This window comes from Streptomyces sp. NPDC054786 (assembly GCF_053611685.1).
Genome location: NZ_JBSHAW010000004.1, coordinates 173,648 through 197,882, shown reverse-complemented (window position 1 = coordinate 197,882; position 24,235 = coordinate 173,648). Strand labels below are relative to the sequence as shown.

Sequence of the window (24,235 nt, the reverse complement as noted above, 5' to 3'; positions counted from 1 at the left end):
TTCCCCCTGTCTTTCTTCATCACCCGCGCGCTGCCCGGGGGTGTGCCCGCGGGTCTACATGCACCCAACCCGTCCTCGCGCCCGCGAGCCCGGGGGGGCCCCCCGTCGCCACCGGCCCCCCCGCACCGGCTTTTCGCTGCCGTACGGTACGGCCCGGCCCTGCGCCGAGGAGGGTGAGGCTCCGCCCCGATGCCCGTCGCGATGCCCGCAGGGAGGTCTGCCGGACGCCGGCCGCGACGGTGATGCCGCCGTTCAAGGGGGCGCATGACGACCGGTCACCGGGGTACGCGGAGAACGGGCCGGGGCGGGGCAGACCACTTCTTGCCGCGTACCGCGAGAGTTCTAGAGCAGGTCGAGAGCCGCGCGCACGGCGGTGTGCAAGTCAGCGCCCTGCAGGTCGAGGTGCAGGGCCGAATCCAGGACGTACCGTGGTTGCGCCCGCCAGCCGCGGGTGTGCAGACGGGTGTGATGGCGGGCGGTGTGACGGTGCAGGGCGCACAGGAAGTGCAGGCCCGTCACGTCCATGAACGGCACGTTCTGCATGTCCAGGACCACGTCGGACAGTGCTGAGGGCAGCGAGGCGAGGACGCGGTCGCATGCCGGCTCGCAAGCGCGGTCGATCTCTCCGCAGGCCATGAGCAGTACGGTGTCATCCAGATACTGGGTGCTGATGGTGAAAGGAATAACGCCCTCAAAGAGTTGGGGTGGCAGCCATGCAGCCGCAGCACTGCGGGCACACGGCAGGCGCCGTGTGTGGTCCGGAGTTCGCGGGCCGCCACGGCAGGAGCTGCCGGGGATCACATCCCGCCTCTCGGAGCACTGGGCGAGCGAGGCTCACGAGCCGAACCAGGCCGTTCCGTCACTTCACTGTCCCACACCGCGCCACCGATTCGGAACCATCAGTACCACCGTTGACCGGCCGGCACGTCTTGCTGTCCGGGCGGCGGTGTCCCAACCGGGGCGATCCGGCTCCGACTTGAGCACGCGTCGGCGACGTGGCGACAGCGCACCCTGATCCCGCGCCGCGCCGGGGCCGCCGGAGGGTCGTCCGGCCGGCGTGCCGGTCCTTCGAGGTTTCCGGCCGGCGGGCTGGCGCCGCCCATGACGGGCTGCGGACCGATACGGGGCGGTGCGCGTTCCCCTGCCGGCCGGCGCGTATTCGGCAGTTCCACGCCGAGTACTTGCCTGTCGGCAACAAATTCGCCATCTCTTTCTGCGAAAGCGACTGCGGATCAGTTACTGCAGCGTCCACTTCGGCCGCAAGGTATGGAATCCGGCCAATTAACCGGACGTCGAAAGCAGGCCACGGAGCGAGCGGCCACCCTGGCTGACCAACACCTGTGGATGCAGGCCGAGATGGCCCATGAGCACCGTGACAACGGGCCTGGCCTGCCCGGCCGCTACGCGGGCAGCTGTGACGGTGAACGCCTTCCGGTTCGCCGTGGCGGCCGTGGTCCCGGTCCGGATCTGCATCTGAGGGTTGTTCTCCCCGCGGTGGTTTGCCAAGGTCTGGCACTTGCCACTGGGGAGGGGTGGCATCATCGTGCGGCGGGGATAGCGGACCGCCTTGGAGGGCTCTGCCGCTCTCCGGGAGAAACGCTCAATACCCACTTCCCCGCGTTCAGTTCGAACGGACAGTCGAAGTCGTTTGCCTCACGAGTAACAGGGGTTGCGCGCGACCTGCTGGCGGCCCAAGGCAAATGGGTATAAAAATCACCCTCAGTCAAACCGCAGGGGGTTGCTATTGTATGACTGGGAGTGAAGACTGTCGGTCAAGCTGGACTGGCGAGAAAGCGCTCGGGGACGCGGATCGCTGACAACATCAAATTGTACCTGCCGGTAGTGTTTACGTTTCTCTCGTCCTCTTTTCGGGCGCCGGTGGCTCGTGTGAGGATCGCCCGTCTTGAGGTGCGTGGGGATGCCTGACACGTGTCATGCGTGAGGGGTTTTCAGTGGGGGATGTGTGGTAACGAGATGGTCAACGGCGGCTTCGCTGCCGTATGTCCGGGCGTCGGTGAATGGCCGGGGAGGGGTTTCGCGGTCTGGTGCATCGAGCCGTGCGGCGGAACCGACGGCATGTTCTCGGCTGCCCGCGTCAAAGAACGGGAGGGGGCTCGGCATGCGGAATTGCACGTCCGGCTCTGCCCGGGAGTTGCCGGCGGTCTGTCCGCGGCGGCATTCCGGCCGACCGTCCAGGCTGCTCTTTTGCTGCTGTCGCCGTTGAGCGCACCCGCAGTGGTATATCAGGCGCTGTCGACGCCGATCACTGAGTAGTGAGCGCCGGTGCTGCCGCGCCCGCGCCGACCGGAAACCGGGATCCAGGGGCTTGCGCCGGCGATTCGTCGCGGGGCCCGATGGTTGACCATATCGGCATGCCTTTAACCGGTGTTCATGTTCGTGCGTCGCCATGCGCGTTCATGCCGTCGGGAGATCCCGGATGCCTTCTTGGGGTAGCGCGACAACATTGTGACGGCCGTGCGTCGGAACCCGGCTTCGCCAATTTGCGCACCGGCAGTACAAATTTAATCCGAAAGCAGCCAAGGGCCTGAAAGGGCTGTGATAGTAAGCCTGTTGCGTCACACGGCGATCCGTCATTTCGAGGGGTATGGCCGCCGATCAGTCCAGCGCATAACTGTTGGGGAGGAACGAGCCCTCCCGGACCCGCACTTCAGGGAGTACCGGTGACCAGCAACGAACTGAAAGAGGCACCTTTCGTCTTCGACGATCTGGTGAGCCGGTGGAGTGCCTTGAGCGTGGCAGATCCCATACGTCATGACGAAGGGCAGAACCTCTGGCAGGTTCTGGACCACCGGAGCGTGGCCGCCGTGCTCGCCGACCCGGCGACCTACTCCTCGGACTTCTCCGGTCTGACCCCCACCCAGCCGGACTTCGAGACCTTCCGCCAGGGCAACTTCGTCGGCATGGACCCGCCGGAGCACCGCAAGCTGCGCACCCTCGTCAGCCAGGCGTTCACCCCGCGCGTCGTCTCCGGACTCGAACCGAGGATCCACGCCATCACGGCGGAACTGCTCGACGCCGTCGAGGACCGTGACCGGTTCGACGTGGTGGACGCGCTGGCCTACCCGCTGCCCATTCTCGTGATCGCCGAGCTGCTCGGCGTGCCGGCCAGTGACCGCGGGCTGTTCCAGGAGTGGGCGGCCACGCTCTTCGGCGGGGACGAGCTCGGCGATTCGCTGGACATGAGCGATCTCGAGCGCGCGCTGGACTCCATCGCACCCACCGTGCGCGAGATGAACGGCTACCTCCTCGATCACATCCGCCACCACCGGAAGAACCCCGGCGAGGGCCTGACCAGCAGGCTGCTGCAGGCCGAAGTGGACGGCATCCGCATGGCGGACCAGGAGATCGTCGGCTTTGTGGCCCTGCTGCTGGTCGCCGGGCACATCACCACCACCGCACTGCTGGGCAGCGCCGTGCTCAGCTTCGATCAGCACCCCGACGCCGCCGCGCAGGTGCGCGCGGACCCCGGTCGGCTGCCGGACGCCATCGAGGAAGTGCTGCGCTGGCTGCCGCCGTTCCCCGAACTGGGGCGCCGTACCACCCGCGAGGTCGAACTCGGCGGCAGGACGATTCCCGCCGACGCCATCCTCATGGCCAACCTGGCCGCCGCCAACCGCGACCCGGCACGGTTCACCGATCCAGGCACGTTCCACGTGATGCGCAACCCCAACCCGCATCTGACCTTCGGCCACGGCATTCACTTCTGCTTCGGTGCGCCGCTGGCCCGGCTGGAGGCACGCATCGCGCTGCGCCAACTGCTGGACCGATTCCCCTGCATCACCGTCCCGAGCCGCCGCGAGGTCGAGTTCCAGAACCCGGCCGTCATCGTCAGTGCGCGTCGTCTGCCGTTGGAGGTGCGGAGGTCATAGTGCCGTTCGCAGAGGAGAGCGCGCCCGGCTCCAACGGGCGGGCGCACGCGAGGAGATCGGTTGCCGAGTGCCCTCGGCGATCAGGCCCAGGGGCTGATTCGCCCACGCCGTGAGCGGGTTGCTTTCACGGCAGGCAGGCGCGTCATTCCCCCGTGAGTTTCGAGTTCCGGGAGTTCCTTTCTCATGCCGCATGCTTCGAGTGCTCCGGTCGCGAGCCGGCAGCCGACCCACATACGACGCCTCTTACAAGAGCGTCTGGACACGCTCGCACGCACCCACCAGGTGCCGGGAGCCCAACTCGCCGTGCAGGTCGACTCGGTCACGTACACGGTCCAGACGGGCGAGGCGGACGTCACCGCGGGCGAACCGTTCACCGTGGACACGGCGGTGCCGCTGGGGTCCGTCACCAAGCCCTACACGGCCGCGATCGTCATGCTCCTGGCCGCCGACGGTGACCTCGAGCTGACCGATCTCGTCGGTACCCATGTGCCGGAGCTGCGTCGGGCACCGCACCTGACCGTACGGCAGCTGCTCAGCCACACCGGGGGACTCCCGACCGGCCCCGATTCGGACGACGCGGCGGTGCTGACCCCCGCCCGCTACCTGTCCGCGCACTGTTCGGGCCGGGACACGGTGTGCGCGCCCGGCAGCGGCTTCTCCTACTCCAACGCCGGATATGTCGCCGCCGGCCGGCTGATCGAAGCGGTGACGGGCATGTCCTGGCAGGACGCCGTGCGCGCGCTGCTGCTGGAACCCCTGGGCACCGTTCCCGCCTTCCTCGGCGATGCCACGCCGACGCGTCCGGTGGCCCGCGGCCACTCCGTCAACGCGGCCTCCGGACGAGTGCTCCCGGTGCAGCAGACCCTGGCGCCGGTGGAGGCCCCGGCGGGTGCCCTGCTGGCGAGCGCCCTCGACCTGGTCGCACTGGGCCGGGCCCTGCTCGGACACGGGCCGCGCGCGGTGCTGACACCCGAGGCCGCCGAGGAGATGCGCCGCCCCGTACCGGGTGCCGCTCCGGGCGTCCTGGCGGACGCCTGGGGTCCGGGCCTCGCGCTCTTCCAGCAGGGCACCCAGCAGTGGTGCGGCCACGACGGCAACGCCCAGGGCACCTCCTGCCATCTGCGGGCCGAACCGGACAGCGGCACGGTGGTCGCCTTCACCAGCAATGCCAACAACGGCACCGCCCTGTGGCACGAACTGGCCGAGGACATCGGCCAGATCACCGGAGTGCAGGTCCCGTCCGCCGCGCGCCCGCTGGAGCGGGGCCGCGCCGTCGCACTTCCCCAGTGCGCCGGGACCTACCACAACGGAACCGTCGAGTACCAGATCACCGCGGACGCGCACGGCTCCCTGGCGCTGACCGTGAACGGCGACACCCCCGCGCCGCTGGTCTGTTACCCGGATCTGAGCTGTGACCTGGTGGATCCCGCGTCCGGCCACCGCGTTCCCGGTGGACGCTTTCTGCGGGATCCGGACAGCGGCGCCATCGACCGCGTCCAGATCTCCGGTCGCACGGCACGCCGTACCGTCACCGCCTGAATCGGGCCCGTCGCGGTCGAACCCGGTGCGACTCCCCGCTCTTTCGCACCCGGTTCGCCCGAACACTTTGTCCTGTACCGCCCGGGACCGCTCTTCCGGGCCGCCCGATGTCCTGCTGCACCGCCCCGTCCCCGCTGAGAAGGACCGACCTCCATGACGGACCAGCACGCGAGTTCAGCACCGGAGTCCGCATCGCCGCAGGACCGGACCGTTCCCCCGGCCCCTGAGTCCGGCCCGGTCCGTCCGGGGCCCCGGCCGTTGCTCGGGGACCTGTTCGCCGCATGGGTGACCCGCACGCCGCACGCACCCGCGGTGACGGACGGCCGGCGGACCTGGTCCTACCGCGAGCTCGACACATGGGCGAATCGCCTCGCGCACGATCTCATCGGACGCGGGGTGGGGCCGGAGCGGACGGTGGCAGTGGTGCTGCCCCGCTCGGTCGAACTCGTCATCGCGGAACTCGCCGTGGCCAAAGCGGGCGGTGCGTTCCTGCCGGTCGACCCGGCGTACCCCGCCGAGCGCCGCACCCTGATGCTGTCCGACGCCAAGCCGGCCGCGGTCCTCGACGACTTCGCGCAGACCCGGCCCGCAACGGGGCCGGACCGTGCGCCGCAGGACTCCGACCGGCTCGCGCCGCTCCGTGCCGAGCACCCCGCCTACGTCATCTACACCTCGGGATCCACCGGAACCCCCAAGGGGGTGACGGTGCCCCACACCGGTCTGGGCGACTTCGCCGCGGCGGCCGCCGCGCAGTACGACGTCACGCCGGGCGCCCGCGTCCTGCAGTTCTCGTCCCCGAGCTTCGACGCCTCCGTCCTGGAGCTGTGCATCTCCCTGCTGTCGGGCGCGACCCTCGTCGTGCCACCCGACGGGCCGTGGCTGGGCGAGGAACTCGTGGCCGTCCTGGCGGACCACCGCATCACCCACGCGCTCATCCCGCCGGCCGCGCTCGCCACCGTGCCCGCCCCGTCGGACGGGAGCGGCCTGCCCGACCTGCGGACCCTGATCGTGGGCGCCGAAGCCTGCCCGGCCGAGCTGGTCGACCGCTGGGCGGCGGGGCGCCGGCTGATCAACTCCTACGGTCCCACCGAGGCCACGGTGGTCGCGTCCTGGACGGGACCGCTGGCCGTGGGCGGCGGCACGCCGTCGATCGGCAGGCCGCTGCCCCACACCCAGGTCCATGTGCTGGACGCGGCGATGCGACCGGTGCCGGCGGGGACCGGCGGAGAGCTGTACGTGGGCGGCACCGGGGTGGCACGCGGCTACCTCGACCGCCCGGGTCTGACCGCCACGCGCTTCGTGGCCAGTCCGTACGGGCCGCCCGGAACCAGGCTCTACCGCACCGGAGACCTGGCGCGCTGGAACTCCGACGGCGAACTGGAATTCCTGGGACGGATCGACCGGCAGGTCAAGGTGCGCGGCTTCCGTATCGAACTCGGGGAGATCGAGGCGGCGTTGACCCGTCACTGCCGGGTCGGTGAAGCCGTGGTCGTCGTGCGCGAGGACGAGCCCGGGCGACAGCGGCTCGTCGCCTATGTGACACCGGGCGACCCCCTGCGGCCCCCGCAGCCCGCAGAGCTGCGCGCCGCGGTCTCCCGCAGTCTGCCGGCCCACATGGTTCCCTCCGCCGTCGTCGTCCTCGATGCCTTCCCGCTGACCGCACACCACAAGATCGACCGACGGGCGCTCCCCGCGCCCGACCCGGCCCGCGCCCCGGAGCCGGGCCATGCCGCCCCCCGGACACCCGCCGAGCGGATACTCGCCGGCATCTGGTCGGACGTGCTGTCGGTGAGCACCATCGGCACCGGGGACGACTTCTTCGAGCTCGGCGGCGACTCCGTCCTCGCCGTGCGGGTGCTGTCCCGGATCCGGGAGGAGTTCGGCGACCGGCTGTCCGTCCGTGACCTGTTCACCGCCCGGACGATCGCGGGACTGGTGCCGCTCCTCGGCGACCCGGCCACCGCGGAGCCGGCGGCTCCGATCACCCCGGTCCCGCGCGACCGTCCGCTGCCGCTGTCCGGTGCGCAGCAACGGCTGTGGTTCCTCGACGACCTGACGGCCGGCGACAGCGAGTACAACACCGGAGTCGGGGTGCGACTGGGCGGTCCGCTGGACGCCGGGGCGCTGCGCCGCGCCCTGGACCGGCTCGCCGCGCGCCACGACTCCCTGCGCACCACCTTCACCACGGTGGACGGGCGCGGGGTGCAACGGGTCGACGACACCGTCTCCCTGCCGCTGCGCACCGTCGATCTCAGCGGCGTCCCGGCCGGCGGTCGCGACGCGGCGGCCGAGCGTCTGCTCGTCGAGGAGCTGGAGAGCCCCTACGACCTGCGCGAGGGCCCCCTCACCCGGGCCCTGCTGATCCGGGTCGCCGCCGACGAGCATCTGCTGCTCCTGGCCCAGCACCACATCGTCACCGACGGCTGGTCGGTCGGCGTGCTGGTCCGTGAACTGGCCGCCCTGTACGCCTCCGAGGCGGACGGGAGCCCTCACGGACTGGCAGAACCGATCCTTCAATACCCGGACTTCGCCGAGTGGGAGCGCGCGCACCCCACCCCGGACCGGCACGCCGACGACCTCGCTTACTGGAAGCGGCACCTCACCGCGATGCCGCAGCTGGACCTGCCCACGGACCGGCCCCGGCCGCCGGTGCGCACCACCTCCGGCGCGGCACACCGCCACGACCTGCCGGCGGATCTGGCCGCACGCCTCGGCGGGCTCGCCCGGTCCAAGGGCACGACCGTGTTCACCCTGTTCGCCGGGGCGGCCTCGGTGCTGTTCTCCCGCTATACCGGCCAGCGCGACATCGTGTTCGGCACCGTCGCCAACGGACGTACCCACCGGGAACTGGAGGAGATGACCGGCTTCTTCGTCAACACCCTGGTGCTGCGCACCGATGTCGACGGCACCGCCACCGTCGACCGGTTCCTGGACACCATGGGGGCGACGCTCCTGGACGCCTTCAGCCACGACAGCGTGCCGTTCGACCGGGTCGTCGAGGAGCTGGCCCCGCAGCGGGACCCCAGCCGCACCCCGCTGGTGCAGGTGCTGGTCGTCCAGCAGACCGCCATGGTGCACCCGCAGGAAGCCGGCGGCTTACGGATCGAGGAGCATCCGCTGCCGCGCCCGGCCGCACGGTTCGACCTGGTACTGGAGTTCCTGCCGCGCAGCGACGGATCCTTCGGGCTGACCGTCGAGTACAACACCGACCTGTTCGACGCCCGGACCGTGGCCCGGATGAGCCGTCAGCTGCACCTCCTGCTGGACGGCATGGCGGACGGCCCGCACCGGACCGTGGCCGAACTGCCGCTGCTGACGGACGACGAGCGGCGCACCATGCTCGACGCCTGGAACGCACCGCAGCAGGACGGCCCGGACACCACCCTGCCCGCACTCCTGGAGGCGCAGACCGTCCGCACCCCCGACCGGAACGCCGTCGTCTGTGGCGACACCCGGCTCACCTACGACGAGGTGAACCGGCGGGCCAACCGCCTCGCCCGGCTGCTGACCCGCCGTGGAGTGGGCCCCGAGACCCTGGTGGCGCTGGCCCTGCCGCGCTCGGCCGACCTGGTCGCCGTCCTGTGGGCGGTGCTCAAGGCGGGTGCCGGGTATCTGCCGGTGGACCCCGGCTATCCGGCCGAGCGCATCCGGTTCATGCTCACCGACGCCGATCCGGCCCTCGTGCTGACCACCCGGGACACCGCCGGCTGCCTGCCCGAGGGCGCCGAGCGGCTGGTACTGGACGACCCGGAGACCTCGGCCGAGTTGGCCGGGCAGACGGAGGAGGACCTCACCGACGCCGACCGGGTCCGGCCGCTGGATCCGGGCCACCCCGCGTACGTCATCTACACGTCCGGCTCGACGGGCCGTCCCAAGGGTGTGGTGGTCACCCACCGCAGCGTGGCCGACCTGGCGGCCTGGGCGGGAGCGCAGTTCGGCCGGGAGCGGCTGACGCATGTGGTGGCCTCCACCTCGCTCAACTTCGATGTGTCCGTCTTCGAACTCCTCTGTCCCCTGCTGTCCGGCGGCAGCATCGAAGTGGTGGCCGACCTGCCGGCCCTCGCCGACCGGCCGGGCGCCGCGCCGCGGCAGGCCGGTCTCCTCAGCGGGGTGCCGTCGGTGGTCTCCCGGCTGCTGACCCGGGGCGCCCGTACCGTCATGGCCGACACGGTGGTCCTGGCGGGCGAGGCCCTGCCCGCCCGGACCGTACGGGAGATCCGGGAGACGATGCCGTCCTCCCAGGTCGCCAACATCTACGGCCCGACCGAGGCCACGGTGTACGCCACGGCATGGTTCGCCGGCGACGGCACGCCCGAGCAGGCCCCGCCCATCGGCCGGCCCGTCGCCCGGACCCGCTGCTACGTCCTGGACAGCATGCTGCGACCTCAACCGCCCGGCGTGACGGGCGAGTTGTACCTCGGCGGAGGGGGCCTGGCCCGGGGGTACCTCCGGCGTCCCGGCCTGACCGCGGCCCGGTTCGTCGCCGACCCCTTCGCCGGCCCCGGCAGCCGGATGTACCGCACCGGCGACCTGGTGCGGTGGACCACCGACGGTGAGCTGGAGTACGTGGGCCGGGCCGACCAGCAGGTCAAGGTGCGGGGCTTCCGCATCGAGCTGGGCGAGGTCGAGGAGGCGCTGCTGCGCTGTGCGGGGGTGGCCCAGGCGGCCGCCGCCACCCGGGAGAGCGACGGCCACAAGAGACTGATCGGCTATGTCGTCCCGGCGCCCGGGGCGGAGCTCGTCCCGAGCGCGATCCGCCGCCGGCTGGGCCGCAGTGTGCCCGACTACATGGTGCCTGCGTCGGTCGTCGTCCTGGACGCGATGCCGCTCAACCCCAACGGCAAGCTGGACCGCGGGCGGCTGCCCGCCCCGGACTGGACGGCTGCCGGTACGACGGACTACGTGGCGCCGCGCACCGCCACCGAACGGGCGCTCGCCACCGTGTGGGCCGACGTTCTGCGGGCCGAGCGCGTCGGCGTCGACGACAACTTCTTCTCGCTGGGTGGTGACTCGATCCTCAGCATTCAGGTCGTCGCCCAGGCACGGCAGGCGGGCCTGGCCGTCACCTCGCGCGACGTCTACCAACACCAGACGGTGGCCGCCCTCGCGCAGTGCCTGGAAGCCGCCGGGCAGCCGGCCGTCGGCGCGGCCCCCGAGGCGGAGGCCACCGGACCGGCACCGCTGACGCCCATTCAGCACTGGCTGTTCGAGAGCGACCCCGAGCGGGCCGGCCACTTCGGCCAGACGATGTCCGTCGAGCTGGCCGACGACCTGGACGCCACGACGCTGGAAGCCGCGCTGCACGAGGTGGTCGCCCACCACGACGCCTTGCGCTCGCGCTTCGTGCGGGACGGCGACGGCCGGTGGCGCCAGCACATCGACAGCGATGCGCCCGGATTCGCGCTGCACCGCCACACCGGCCCCGACGACGACGCACCGCACCTCGGCCCGTTCGACCTGAGCCGCGGCCCCCTGCTGCGTGCCGTGCTCCACGACCGGGGCACCGGCCTGCCCCAGGTCCTGCACCTGACCGTCCACCACCTGGTGGTCGACGGTGTCTCCTGGCGCCTCCTGCTGGCGGACCTGGACCGGGCCTATCGCGCACGGCGCGGGGGAGCGGACACCGCGCTGCCACCGAAGTCCTCCCCGCTGCGCCACTGGGCGCGGCGGCTGACCGGGTACGCCGAGACCGGTGGCTTCCAGGACGAGACGGCCTACTGGACGGCGCTGGCCCGTACCTGTGACCCCGCGCTGCCGGCCGACCTCGCCGGTGCCAACACCTATGCGTCGGCCCGCTCGGTGACCGTGCGCCTCACCCCGGGGGAGACCTCCGTCCTGCTGCACACCCTGCCCGGGGCCTTCCGTACCCAGGTCAACGATGTGCTGCTGAGCGCGCTGGGCCGGGTGCTGCACGAGTGGACCGGACGCGACCGGGTCCCGGTGGACCTGGAGGGCCACGGCCGCGAGGAACTCTTCACCGACGTGGACCTGAGCCGTACCGTCGGCTGGTTCACCACCCGCTACCCGGTCGCCCTCAGCGTGACGCCGGACGCCGACTGGGGCACCGTGCTGAAGTCGGTCAAGGAGCAGCTGCGCGCCGTGCCCCGCCGCGGCCTCGGGTACGGCGTCCAACGGCACCTGATCCGGCCGGCGGGTCTGCCGGACACGCCGACCGCCGGCATCAGCTTCAACTACCTCGGCCAGTTCGGCCTGCCGGGCGGTGACGGCGGTCTCTACCGCGGCCCGCACCGCGAGCTGGCGCTGGACGCCGACCCGACGGCGCCGCGGCCGCACGCGCTGGAGGTCGTCGGCCGACTGGACGGCGACGCGCTGGAGTTCACCTGGTTCTACTCGGCGAACCTCCATCACGAGGAGACCGTGACCCGGCTGGCCGGGGAGTTCTCCCGTGCGCTGGGCGACATCGCCCGGCACGGTGCCCGGCCCGGGGCCGGCGGACGCACCCCCTCCGACTTCCCGCTGGCCGCGCTCGACCAGCCCACCGTGGACCGGCTGGTGGGCGACGGCGGCACCGTCGAGGACATCCACCCGCTCACCCCCACGCAGGCCGGCATGCTCTTCCACCGGCTCTCCCAGGACGACCAGAGCGTCTACTTCCAGCAGCTCACCTTCGTCCTGGACGGCGTACCCGACCCGCAGGCCCTGGCCGCGGCCTGGCAACAGGTGACGGACCGCACCCCCGTGCTGCGCGGGCGCGTCGTATGGCAGGACGTGCCCGAGCCGCTGCTGGTGGTGGAGCGCGGCGCCACCGTGCCGGTCACCCATCTGGACTGGCGCGCCCTGCCGGACGGCGAGCGACGGGCCCGGCTGCGGGAGTTGCTCGACCGCGACCGGCGGCGCGGGATCGACCTCGACGCCGCCCCGCTGCTGCGCCTGGTCCTCGCCCGGGTGTCCGACACCGAGGTCCAGGTGGTGTGGTCCTTCCACCACCTGGTGCTGGACGGCTGGAGCCTGTTCCAGGTGCTCTCCGACGTCTTCCGGTGCCACGCCGTGCTGCGCGGCCCGGCGGCCGGCGACGGCGCCGCGCCTGAGGAGGCGGGCCTGCCCAGCCGCCGGCCGTTCCGTGACTATGTGGCCTGGCTGCGCGACCGCGACTGGGCGGAGGCCGAGCGGCACTGGCAGGACCGGCTCGACGGGTGGAGCGAGCCCACCGCACTGCCCTACGACCGCGAGCCCAGAGAGACCCACCGCGCGGAGTCCACCGAGGCGGTGCGCGTCACCCTGCCCGCCGGCACCACCCGCCGGCTGGACGGCCTGGCCAAGGACGCGGGCCTGACCATGAACACCCTGGTGCAGGGCGCCTGGGCGCTGCTGCTGGCCCGTCAGACGGGGCGGAAGGACGTCGTCTTCGGCACCACCGTGTCCGGACGGCCGCCGGAACTGCCCGGCGTCGAGGCCATGAACGGCCTGTTCATCGCGACCGTACCGACCCGGCTGACCGTCCCCGCCGACGGCACCCTGACGGCCTGGCTGCGCCGGGTGCAGCAGATCCAGACCGATGACCGGCGCTTCGACTTCGTCCCACTCGCCCGGCTGAAGGGGTTCAGCGACCTGCCCGAGCGGGTCGGACTGTTCGACAGCATCGTGGTGTTCGAGAACTACCCGGTCGGCGGCGACCTCGCCGCCGCCCACGGACTGCGGCTGAGCGGCCTCGACGGCATCGAGAGCACCAACTACCCCCTGAGCCTGGTCGCCTACCCGGGGCCGGAGCTGGCCCTGCGGCTCGGCTACGACCCGGAACTGTTCGACGCGGCCACCGTCGAGCGGATGGGCGAGTACCTCACGGTGCTGCTGGAGGGCATGGCCGCGGACGCCGGGCGCCCGCCCGCGCGGCTGCCGGTGCTCGGCGCGGCACGCCACCGCCAGGTGGTCGAGGAGTGGAACGACACCGCCACCACGCTGCCCGAGGGCACGGTGGCGGGGCTGTTCGCCGCCCAGGCCCGGCGCACCCCGGACGCCACGGCTCTGGACGCCGGGGACAGCTGCCTGACCTACCGGGAACTCGACGCCCGTACTGATGCGTTGGCCGGCCGGCTGGCCGGGCTCGGAGTGCGGCCGGAGTCCCCGGTCGGGGTCCTCATGGACCGGTCGGCCGCCCTTGTCATCGCCCAGCTGGCCATCGTCAAGGCGGGCGGTGTGTACGTCCCGCTGGACGGCCGCGCTCCGCGGGAGCGGCTGCGGCAGGTGCTGGCGGAGACCACGGCGGACCTGGTGCTCACCGACGCCGCCTGGGAGGAGACCGCCCGCGAGGTGGCGCCCGGTGGGCACACCCTGCTGGTGACGGGCGACGCCGTGCCGTCCGGCACCGCGGACGCCCCCGCTCCGGAGGGTGCGCCCCCGCCCGCCCTCCACCCCGACAACGTGCTCTACCTGATGTTCACCTCCGGCTCCACCGGACGCCCCAAGGGGGTCGCGGTACGCCACCGGGACGTCGTGGCGCTCGCCTTCGACCGCGCCTTCGACGGACACGACCGGGTTCTGGTGCACTCCCCGCAGGCCTTCGACGCGGCCACCTACGAACTGTGGGTGCCGCTGCTGCGCGGCGGCCGGGCCGTCCTCGCCCCGTCGGCCGACGTGGATGCCGCCACGGTGCGCCGGGCGATCGCCGAACAGGGCGTCACCTGCCTGTGGCTGACCGCCGGGCTGTTCCGCCTGCTGGCCCAGGAGGGCCCCGAGTGCCTGCAGGGCGCCCGGGAGGTGTGGACCGGCGGCGAAGCCGTGCCGGGCGCCGCGGTGCGCCGCGTCCTCGACGCCTGCCCCGGCCTCACCGTGGTCGACGGCTACGGCCCCACCGAGACGACCACCTTCGCGACCCGGCGGGCCTTCCGCTCCGGCGACCCGCTGCCCGCCGCCCTGCCCATCGGACGTCCCCTGGACAACACCCGCGTCTACGTCCTGGACGACGCGCTGCAGCCCCAGCCGCCGGGCATCCCGGGAGAGCTCTACCTCGCCGGTGCCGGGCTCGCCCGCGGCTACGGCGGCCGCCCCGGTGCGACCGCCGAACGCTACCTGGCCGACCCGTTCGGGCCGGCCGGCACCCGGATGTACCGCACCGGCGACATCGTGCGCTGGAGCGCCGACGGTGAACTCCACTTCGTGGGGCGCGCCGACGACCAGATCAAGATCCGCGGCTTCCGCGTCGAACCGGCCGAGATCGAGGCCGTGCTCACCCGCCATGCCGCGGTCGCCGAAGCGGTGGTGACCGTCCCCGACGACGGCGGCCGCAAGCGCCTGGTCGCCTACCTCGTCCCCGCCCCGGACGCGACGGTGCCGCAGGCGGCGGAGCTGCGTGCCCTCCTCGCCGGCGAGTTGCCCGACTACATGGTCCCCGCCGCTTTCGTGACCCTGGACGCGCTGCCCCTCACGGGCAACGGAAAGGTGGACCGGCGCCGGCTGCCCGCCCCCGACTGGTCGGCCGCCACCGCCGGCGAGCACCTCGCGCCGCGCACCGAGGCCGAGCGGATCCTCGCCGACATCTGGTGCGCCCTGCTGGGCGTCGACCGGGTGGGCGTCGAGGACAACTTCTTCATGCTGGGCGGCGATTCGATCCTCAGCATCCAGGTCGTCTCGCGCGCCCGCCGGGCGGGCCTGACCCTGACCCCCCGGGACCTGTTCCGTCACCCCACTGTCGCCGCCCTGGCGGCCGCCACCGGCGCCGCCGCGCCGGTCAGCGGCACCGGCCCGGTGACCGGGGACATCGCCCTCACCCCGATCCAGCACTGGTTCCTCGACGCCCGGCCGCAGCATCCCGGGTACTTCAACCAGTCCGTCGTCATCGAACTGGCCGAGGAGCCCGACCCGCAGGCGCTGCACGCGGCCGTGCACGCCCTGTGGACCCACCACGACGCCCTCCGGGCCCGCTTCGAGCAGCGGGCCGACGGGACCTGGAGACAGCACTGCCCGGCCCCGGACGCCACGGAACCACAGCTGCTGCAGGTACAGGACCTGACCGGACGGGACGACGAGAAGTGCGCCGCCGCGGTCGAGGCCGCCATGGCCGAGGCGCACGCCGGCTTCCGGCTGGAACAGGGCCCCCTGCTCGCCGCCCAGCTGTTCACCGGCGCGCGGACCCAACCGCCGCGGCTGTTCCTGACCGTGCACCACCTGGTGGTCGACGGGGTGTCCTGGCGGGTGCTGCTGGAGGACCTGGAGAGCGCCTACCAGCAGGCGCGCAGCGGTGAGCGGATGAGCCCGCTCGCCCGGACCACCTCCGTACAGGAATGGGCCCGGCGGCTGCACGCCCACACCGAGGCCGGCGGGTTCGCCGGCGAGAGCGCGCACTGGAGCGCGGTGGCCGAACACTGCACGGCTCCGCTGCCCGTTGACGCCGACGGGACCAACACGATCGCCGACCTACGCTCGGTCACCGTCCGTCTGGACCGGCAGCGGACCGGCGACCTGCTGCAGAAGGTGCCCGGCGTCTACCGCACGCAGATCAACGACGTGCTGCTCACGGCGCTCGGCCGGGTGCTGGCCGACTGGACCGGACAGCGCACCGTCGCCGTCGGCCTGGAGGGACACGGCCGCGAGGACCACTTCTTCGACGGCGTCGACCTGTCCCGTACGGTCGGCTGGTTCACCACCCTGTTCCCCGTCGCCCTGGACCTCCCGGCCGGCGACTGGGCCGCGGCGCTCAAGTCCGTCAAGGAACAGCTGCGTGCGGTACCCGGCCGGGGCCTCGGCCACGGGACGCTGCGGCACCTCGCGGGAGCCGCCGAACTCACCGGGACGCCCCAGCCCCGGATCAGCTTCAACTACCTGGGGCAGTTCGACTGGACCGGCGACGGGCGGCTGATCCGCGCCGTACGCGGCGGACTGGACGGCGCCGCCGCACCCGAGTCCGTCCGGCCGCACCTGCTGGACGTCGTGGGCCGGGTCGAGGAGCGCCGCCTCGAACTGACCTGGTACTACAGCAGCGCGGTGCACCACGAGGAGACGGTCACCGCGCTGGCCACGGGCATGCTCAAGGCCCTGGAGGACATCGTCGCCCACTGCGCCGGCCCGGACGCCGGCGGCCGCACTCCTTCCGACTACCCGCTCGCCCGCCTCGACCAGGCGGCCGTGGACCGGGTCGCGGCGGACGGCCGCGCGGTGGAGGACATCTACCCGCTGACCCCGATGCAGGCCGGCATGCTGTTCCACAGTCTGATGGACCCGGACTCGCACACCTACTTCAACCAGGTCCAGCTGGTGCTCTCCGGCGTCACCGACCCGGTCGCACTCGCCACGGCCTGGCAGCAGGCGGCCGACGCCAACCCGATGCTGCGCACCCGCCTGGTGTGGGAAGAGACCGCCGAGCCGCTGCAGGTCGTCCAGGTCCGGGCCACCGTGCCCGTCACCCACCACGACTGGTCCCGGCGGAGCGCCGACGCCTGCGAGCGCGCACTGACCGCCCTGCTCGCCGAGGACCGGGCGGCCGGTCTCGACCTCGCCGGCGCCCCGTTGATGCGGCTGGCCCTGATCAAGCTGTCCGACGACCGGGTCCGGCTCGTCTGGACGTTCCACCACATCCTGCTCGACGGCTGGAGCGCGGCCCAGGTCTTCGACGAGATCTGCGAACGGTATGCGGCGCTCACCGCCGGCCGCCGTCCCGAGGTCCCCGCCCGCCCGCCTTTCGGCAGCTATCTGCGCTGGCTGGCGGAGCAGGACAGCACACAGGCCGAGCGGCACTGGCGCACCGCGCTGGCCGGATTCACCTCGCCGACCGAACTCCCACGGGACCGCAAGCCCTTGGAGGCCCACCGTGCCTCGTCCTCGGGCTCAGTCCATGTCACGCTGGACGAGGAGGACTCCGCCCGCCTGCGGGAGACGGCGCAGCGGTCCGGCCTCACCATGAACACCGTGCTGCAAGGCGCCTGGGGCCTGCTGCTGTCCCGCTACAGCAACAGCGACGACGTGGTCTTCGGCACCACCGTCTCCGGCCGGCCGGCCGCGCTGCCCGGTGTGGAGTCCATGGTCGGACTGTTCATCAACACCCTCCCCACCCGGGTACGTGTCGACGGCGCCCGAAGGCTGCTGGACTGGCTGCGTGACCTGCAGACGGCCCAGTCGGAATCCCGGCGCTACGACTTCGTCTCCCTGACTGAGCTCCGGACCTGGAGCGAAGTGCCGGGCGGGACAAGCCTGTTCGACAGCATCGTGGTCTTCGAGAACTACCCCTTCGACAGCGACGCCCTCGCCCGGCACGGCCTGGGCATCCAGCAGGAACGCGACCTGGAGCCGACCAACTACCCGCTCAGCGTGATCGTCGCCCCCGGTGAGCGCCTCACCGTCGCCCTGGACTACGACCCGGCGGCCTTCGACGCCGCGACGGTCGAGCGGCTGGGCGGGTGCCTGCACGTCCTGCTGACCGAGATGGCGGCCGATCCGGACCGCCGCCTGGGGGACCTGCCGCTGCTCACCGCGGACGAGCGCGGGCGCATCCTGCGGGAGTTCGGCGGAGCGACCGCCGCACCGCCGCGGCGCGTACTGCCCGAGGTGTTCGAGGACCAGGCGGCCCGCACCCCGCACGCCACCGCCGTACTGGCCGGGTCCGACCGGCTCACCTACCGGGAGCTGAACGAGCGCGCCAACCGGCTGGCCCGGCTGCTGATCGCCTCGGGCGCGGGCCCGGAGCGGTTCGTCGCCCTCGCGCTGCCCCGCACGGCCGATCTGATCGTGGCCCTGCTGGCCGTGCTCAAGAGCGGCGCGGGCTATCTGCCGGTCGACCCCAAGTACCCGGCCGAGCGGGTCTCCTTCCTGTTCGACGACATCGGACCGGACATCGTGCTCACCACCGCCGCGTCGGCCGGCCGGCTGCCCGAGGGGCCCGCCGTCCGGATCGCGTTGGACGACCCCGGTACGGCGGACCGGCTCACCGGGCAGTCACCCGCCGACATCGGCGACGGCGAGCGGACCGGTGCGCTGCTGCCCGCCCACCCCGCCTACGTCATCCACACCTCGGGCTCGACGGGACTGCCCAAGGGCGTGGTGGCGACCCACGGGTCGGTGGTGGCACTGGCCGACTGGGCCGCCGGCGAATTCGGCGGCCGGGGCCTGTCCCACGTCGTGGCGTCCACATCGCTCAACTTCGACGTGTCGGTCTTCGAGATCTTCTGCCCGCTGCTGTCCGGCGGCTGCGTCGAGATCGTGAGCGACCTGCTGGCCCTCGCCGAACGCTCCGCCCCCTGGACCGCGAGCCTGCTCAGCGCCGTCCCCTCCGCCCTCGGCCAGCTCCTCGCCGAGGACACCGTCCACGTCACGGCGGACACCGTGGTGCTGGCCGGTGAGGGACTCGCCGCCCGTACCGTACGAGAGGTCCGCGCCGCCGTCCCCGGCTGCCGGGTCGCGAACATCTACGGCCCCACCGAGGCCACCGTCTACGCCACCGCCTGGTACTGCGACCCCGCGGATCCGGACCGCACCCCGCCGATCGGCAGCCCGGTCGCCGGCGCCCGGGCCTACGTCCTCGATCCGTATCTGCGGCCCGTCCCGGTCGGCGTACCTGGCGAGCTCTACCTTGCCGGTACCGGCGTGGCGCGCGGGTACTTCGCGCGGCCCGGACTGACCGCAGGGCGCTTCCTGGCGGATCCGTTCGGCCCCGCGGGGGAGCGGATGTACCGCACCGGCGACCTCGTGCGCTGGGACACCGAGGGGCAGTTGGAGTACCTCGGCCGCAGTGACGACCAGGTCAAGGTGCGCGGCTTCCGCATCGAACTGGGCGAGGTCGAGGCCGCACTGGCCCGGCACCCCGAGGTGGCCGAGGCCGCCGCGCGGGTCGTCGAGACCGACGGCCACAAGCGGCTGGTGGGCTATGCCGTCACCAGGGGCGCGGCGGGCGCCGACCCGGCCGCGCTGCGTGCCTTCCTCGCCCGGAGCCTGCCCGACCACCTGGTCCCCGCGGTCGTCGTCCCCCTGGAGAAGCTGCCGCTGGGAGCGACCGGCAAACTCGACCGGCGTGCCCTGCCGGCGCCCGACTGGGCCGCCCCGGCCGCCGGTTACGTCCCGCCGCGCACGGACACCGAGAAGGCGCTCGCCGGGATCTGGGCCGATGTGCTGGGCGTGGACCACGTGGGCGCCGAGGACAACTACTTCGCGCTCGGCGGGGACTCGATCCTCAGCATCCAGATCGTCTCCGCGGCCCGCCGCGCCGGCCTCGCGCTGACCCCGCGCCATCTGTTCGTCCACCAGACCGTCGCCGCCCTGGCCGCGGCCGCCGGGGAACTGCCTGCCACGGTGTCCACCGCCGAACAGGGCCCGGTGGTGGGCGAGGTGCCGCTCACGCCCGTCCAGCACTGGCTGTTCGACAGCGTCCCGGACAGCCCCGGGCACTTCACCCAGTCGCTCTCCTTCCAGCTGGCCGCCGAGGTCGACGAGGGCGCGTTGCGAGCCGCCCTGGCCGCGGTGCTGGAGCATCATGACGCCCTGCGCACGGTGTACGAGACCACCGGCGACGGCCGCCGGCGCCAGTACAGCGCGGCGCCCGGTGCGGCACCCGCCCTGGCGGTGCACGACCTGTCCCGCCGGGCGCCGCAGGACCGCGCCGCGGAGCTGCGCGCGCTGACCCGGGAACTCTGCGCGGGCTTCGACCTGGCCGAGGGGCCGTTGCTGAAGACCGCGCTGTGCCATCTGGGCGACCAGGACCGCCCCGTCCTGCTGCTGGCGGCCCACCACCTCGTCGTCGACGCGGTGTCCTGGCGCATCATCCTGGAGGACCTCGACACCGCCTACCGCCGGGTGCGCGCCGGGGACCGGGCCGGGCTCGGCCCCAAGACCACCTCGTTCCGCGCCTGGGCGCAGCGGCTGCACGACCACACCGCCGCCGGCGGCTTCGACGACGAACTCGCCCACTGGAACGGGCCGGACGGCCTGACGGACCTGCCCACCGACCACGCGGGCCGCAACTCCGCGGACTCCGAGGACACCGTGACCGTCCGCCTGGAGGCCGAGGAGACCCGCCGGCTGCTCCAGGACGTGCCGGACGTCTACCGGACCCGGGTCAATGACGTCCTGCTGTGTGCTCTGGGCCGGGTGCTGGCCCGCTGGACCGGGCACGACCGGGTACGGATCGGGCTGGAGGGCCACGGCCGCGAGGAGATCTTCGACGATGTCGACCTCTCCCGCACCGTCGGCTGGTTCACCACCATGTTCCCGGTCGCGCTGGATCTGCCGCCGCACGCCGATCTCGCGACGGCGCTGAAGTCCGCCAAGGAAGGCCTGCGGGCGCTGCCCCGGCACGGCCTGGGACACGGCGCGCTGCGCCATCTGCGTACCCCGGCGCCCACCGGACTCCCGGCCGACCCGCAGATCTCCTTCAACTACCTCGGCCAGCAGGACTGGAGCGCGTCCGGGGGCGACGGCCTGCTGCACGCACCGTACGGCGCGCTGGAGGGCGACATGGACCGGGCGGCCGACCGGCCGCAGCTGATCGATGTCGTCGGCCTGGTGGCGGACAAACGGCTGGAGTTCACCTGGTCGTACTCGACGAACCTGCACCTGCGGTCCACCGTGGCCGCGCTGGCCGAGGAGATGACCGCGGAGCTGCGGGAGATCGTGCGGCACTGCGCGGAACCGGACGCCGGGGGCCGCACGCCCTCCGACTTCCCGCTGGTCCGGCTCGACCAGGAGACCGTCGACCGGCTCGTCGGCGACGGCCGGGACGTCACGGACGTCTATCCGCTCACCCCCACCCAGACAGGACTCGTCTTCCACGGGCTCGACGAACCCGGCCAGGGGCTCTACGTGGAACAGGCCACCTTCGTCCTGGACGGCATAGCCGACCCCCGGCTGCTGGCCGCCGCCTGGCAGCAGGTCGTCGACCGCACCCCCGTGCTGCGCAGCGCGGTGGTCCTGCACGAGGTGCCGGTACCCCTCCAGACCGTCCGCCGCTCCGTCTCCCTGCCCGTCACCGAGCTCGACTGGAGCGCCTTGACGCAGGAGCGGCGCGACGCCGAACTGGCCCGGCTGCTCGCCGACGACCGGGACCGCGGGCTCGCCCTCGACCGGGCGCCGCTGCTGCGGCTCACCCTCATCCGGCTCTCCCCGGCCGAGGTACGGGTCGTCTGGACCTTCCACCACGTGCTGCTCGACGGGTGGAGCGTCTTCCAGGTCCTCTCGGACGTCTTCTCCTGCCACGCGGCCCTGACGCAGGGCGCCGACCCACAGCTGCCGGACCGCAGGCCGTTCGCGGACTACGCCGCCTGGCTCGCCGCCCATGACACGGCCCCGGCCGAACAGCACTGGCGCGAGGCGCTGGCCGGTCTGTCCGCACCCACCCCGCTGCCCTACGACCGGCGACCGGCGCCGGGTGCCGCCACCCGCGCCGGCACCTGGCTCTCGCAGCGGCTCGGCGCACCGGCGAGCGCCGCGCTCCAGGACTTCGCCCGGCGCCACCACCTCACCCTCAACACCGTCGTCCAGGGGGTCTGGGGCCTGCTGCTGTCGCGCTGGAGCGGAGCGCGCGAGGTGTGCTTCGGCACGACGGTCTCCGGCCGGCCCGCCGACCTGCCCGGCGCCGACTCCATCACCGGCCTGTTCATCAACACCCTGCCGGTGCGGTGCGACGTGGACGGCGGTGCGGCCCCGGCCGACTGGCTGCGCGGTCTGCAGTCCGTGCAGGCGAACGCCCGCGGTTTTGAGCACGTCCCGCTGTCCGACCTGCGCAACTGGAGCGAACTGCCCACGGGAGCAGCGCTGTTCGAGAGCCTGGTGGTCTTCGAGAACTACCCGATCAACGACACCGCGGCCACCGCACACGGCGTGCGCGTCCGTGATCTGCACGCCCTGGAGGCCACCAACTACCCGCTCACCGTGGTGGTCTCGCCCGACACCCGGCTGAGCGTCGAACTCGGCTATGACCCCCGGTACTTCGAGGAGTCCACCGCCCGGTCCCTGGCCGCGCAGCTGATGCACACCCTGGGCGCCCTGGCGGCACCCGGCGGCGCGACGACCGTGGACGGGATCGACATCTTGCCGCCGGACGAGCGCGAGCGGCTGACCGGGCGCTCCGCGCCGACGGCCGGCGACGCGGTGCAGGCGGCCACCCTGGCCGCGCTCGTCGAGGCCGCGGTCGACCGGTGGCCGCACGCCCCCGCGCTGACCGCACCGGACCTGCAGCTCTCCTTCGCACAGCTGGAGGCGCGGGCCAACCGCCTCGCGCATCATCTCCTCACCCGGGGGACCGGCCCCGGCGACCTCGTCGCCCTGGTCCTGCCGAGGTCGGCCGACATGGTCGTCGCCCAGCTCGCGACCGCCAAGGCGGGCGCCGCCTACCTGCCGGTGGACCCCGGGTACCCGGCCGAGCGGATCGCGCTGATGCTGCGCGATGCGGCCCCGGCCGTCACCCTGAAGGCCGCCGAGGTCCAGGACCTCCTGGCCGGGGACGACGCCACACCCGGACACCGTCCCACCGACCGGGACCGGGTCCGCCCGCTCGACCTCGACGACCCGGCCTATGTGATCTACACCTCCGGCTCCACCGGCACCCCCAAGGGCGTGGTCGTCACCCACCGCGGCCTGGCGGACTTCGCCGCCGCCGAGGCCGACCACTACCAAGTGCGGCCGGGTGACCGTGTGCTGGCCTTCGCCACCCCCAGTTTCGACGCCTCGGTGCTGGAGCTGTGCATGGCCCTGCCGGCCGGTGCCTGCCTCGTGGTGCCGCCGCCCGGTCCGCTGCTCGGCACGCACCTGGCCGAGGTGCTGCGCGGGGAGCGCATCACCCACACCCTGCTGCCGCCCGCCGCGCTCGCCACGGTGCCGCCCGCCACCGCGGGGACGCTGCCGGACCTGCGCACGCTCATCGTGGGCGCGGATGCCTGCGGCGCCGACCTGGTCGGCCGCTGGGCCCCGCACCACCGGATGATCAACTCCTATGGGCCCACCGAGACCACGGTGGTCGCCACCTGGTCAGGACCGCTCCTGCCCGACGGCGCCGCGCCCCCCATCGGACGCTCGCGGCCGGGCAGCCGCAGCTATGTGCTCGACGGGCGGCTGCGACCGGTCGCCGACGGCATCCCCGGCGAACTGTGGGTCGGCGGACCCTCCCTGGCCCGCGGCTACCTCCACCGCCCGGGGCTGACCGCCACGCGGTTCACCGCCGACCCGTACGGCGCACCGGGCGACCGGATGTACCGCACCGGCGACCTGGTCCGCCGCGACGCCCGCGGCGAGCTGCACTACCTCGGCCGCACCGACCACCAGATGAAGCTGCACGGCCACCGGATCGAGGCGGGCGAGGTCGAGGCCACCTTGGTGCGCCACCCGGCCGTGCGGGACGCCGTGGTGGCCGTACGGGAGGACGAGCCCGGAGCACCGCGCCTGGTGGCCCATCTGCTCGCCGCACTCGACACCGACGTCCCGGCCGGCGCGGAGCTGCGCGCGTTCGCCGCCCGGACGCTGCCCGGCCACATGGTCCCCTCGGCCTTCGTCGTCCTGGAGCGCTTCCCGCTCACCGAGAACGGCAAGACCGACCGCGCGGCCCTGCCCGCACCCGGGCCGGACCTGCCCGAGCCCACCGCACACGTCGCCCCGCGCACCCCCACCGAACAATTCCTCGCGGACGTCTGGGCACAGGCCCTGGAGACGGCCGTGGGCGCCGAGGACGACTTCTTCGCCCTCGGCGGTGATTCGCTGCGCAGCCTGCTCATCGCCTCCCGGGTCAACGAGACCTTCGGCGTGGACCTCACACCCCGCGACGTGCTGACCGCCCGCACGGTCGCCGCCCTCGCCGAACTGGTGGAGGAGCACGTCCTGCGCGAACTCGAAGACGCCGCCCGCGGCAACAGCGACCACAACGAACGGTGAGGAACGAC

4 protein-coding genes are annotated in these 24,235 nt (G+C 72.8%); 3 read left to right on the top strand and 1 reads right to left on the bottom strand.

Annotated elements, in window-relative coordinates:
• Nucleotides 1–342: 342 nt before the first annotated feature.
• Nucleotides 343–801, bottom strand: coding sequence for an STAS domain-containing protein (locus ACWGI6_RS05520; RefSeq protein ID WP_453266263.1), 459 nt, complete (start codon nt 799–801; stop codon nt 343–345).
• A gap of 1,880 nt (nt 802–2,681) precedes the next feature.
• Between ACWGI6_RS05520 and ACWGI6_RS05515 the strand changes: the two genes are divergently transcribed.
• The 3 genes from ACWGI6_RS05515 (at nt 2,682) to ACWGI6_RS05505 (ending at nt 24,227) form a co-directional block, all read left to right on the top strand.
• On the top strand, nt 2,682–3,890 hold the full coding sequence (locus ACWGI6_RS05515) for a cytochrome P450 (protein WP_453266262.1): 1,209 nt from the start codon (nt 2,682–2,684) through the stop codon (nt 3,888–3,890).
• 183 nt (nt 3,891–4,073) lie between these two features.
• On the top strand, nt 4,074–5,429 hold the full coding sequence (locus ACWGI6_RS05510; protein ID WP_453266261.1) for a serine hydrolase domain-containing protein: 1,356 nt from the start codon (nt 4,074–4,076) through the stop codon (nt 5,427–5,429).
• 153 nt (nt 5,430–5,582) lie between these two features.
• Entirely contained in the window at nt 5,583–24,227 is an 18,645-nt protein-coding gene (locus ACWGI6_RS05505) for a non-ribosomal peptide synthase/polyketide synthase (RefSeq protein WP_453266260.1), read from the top strand.
• The last annotated feature ends 8 nt before the right edge of the window (nt 24,228–24,235 follow it).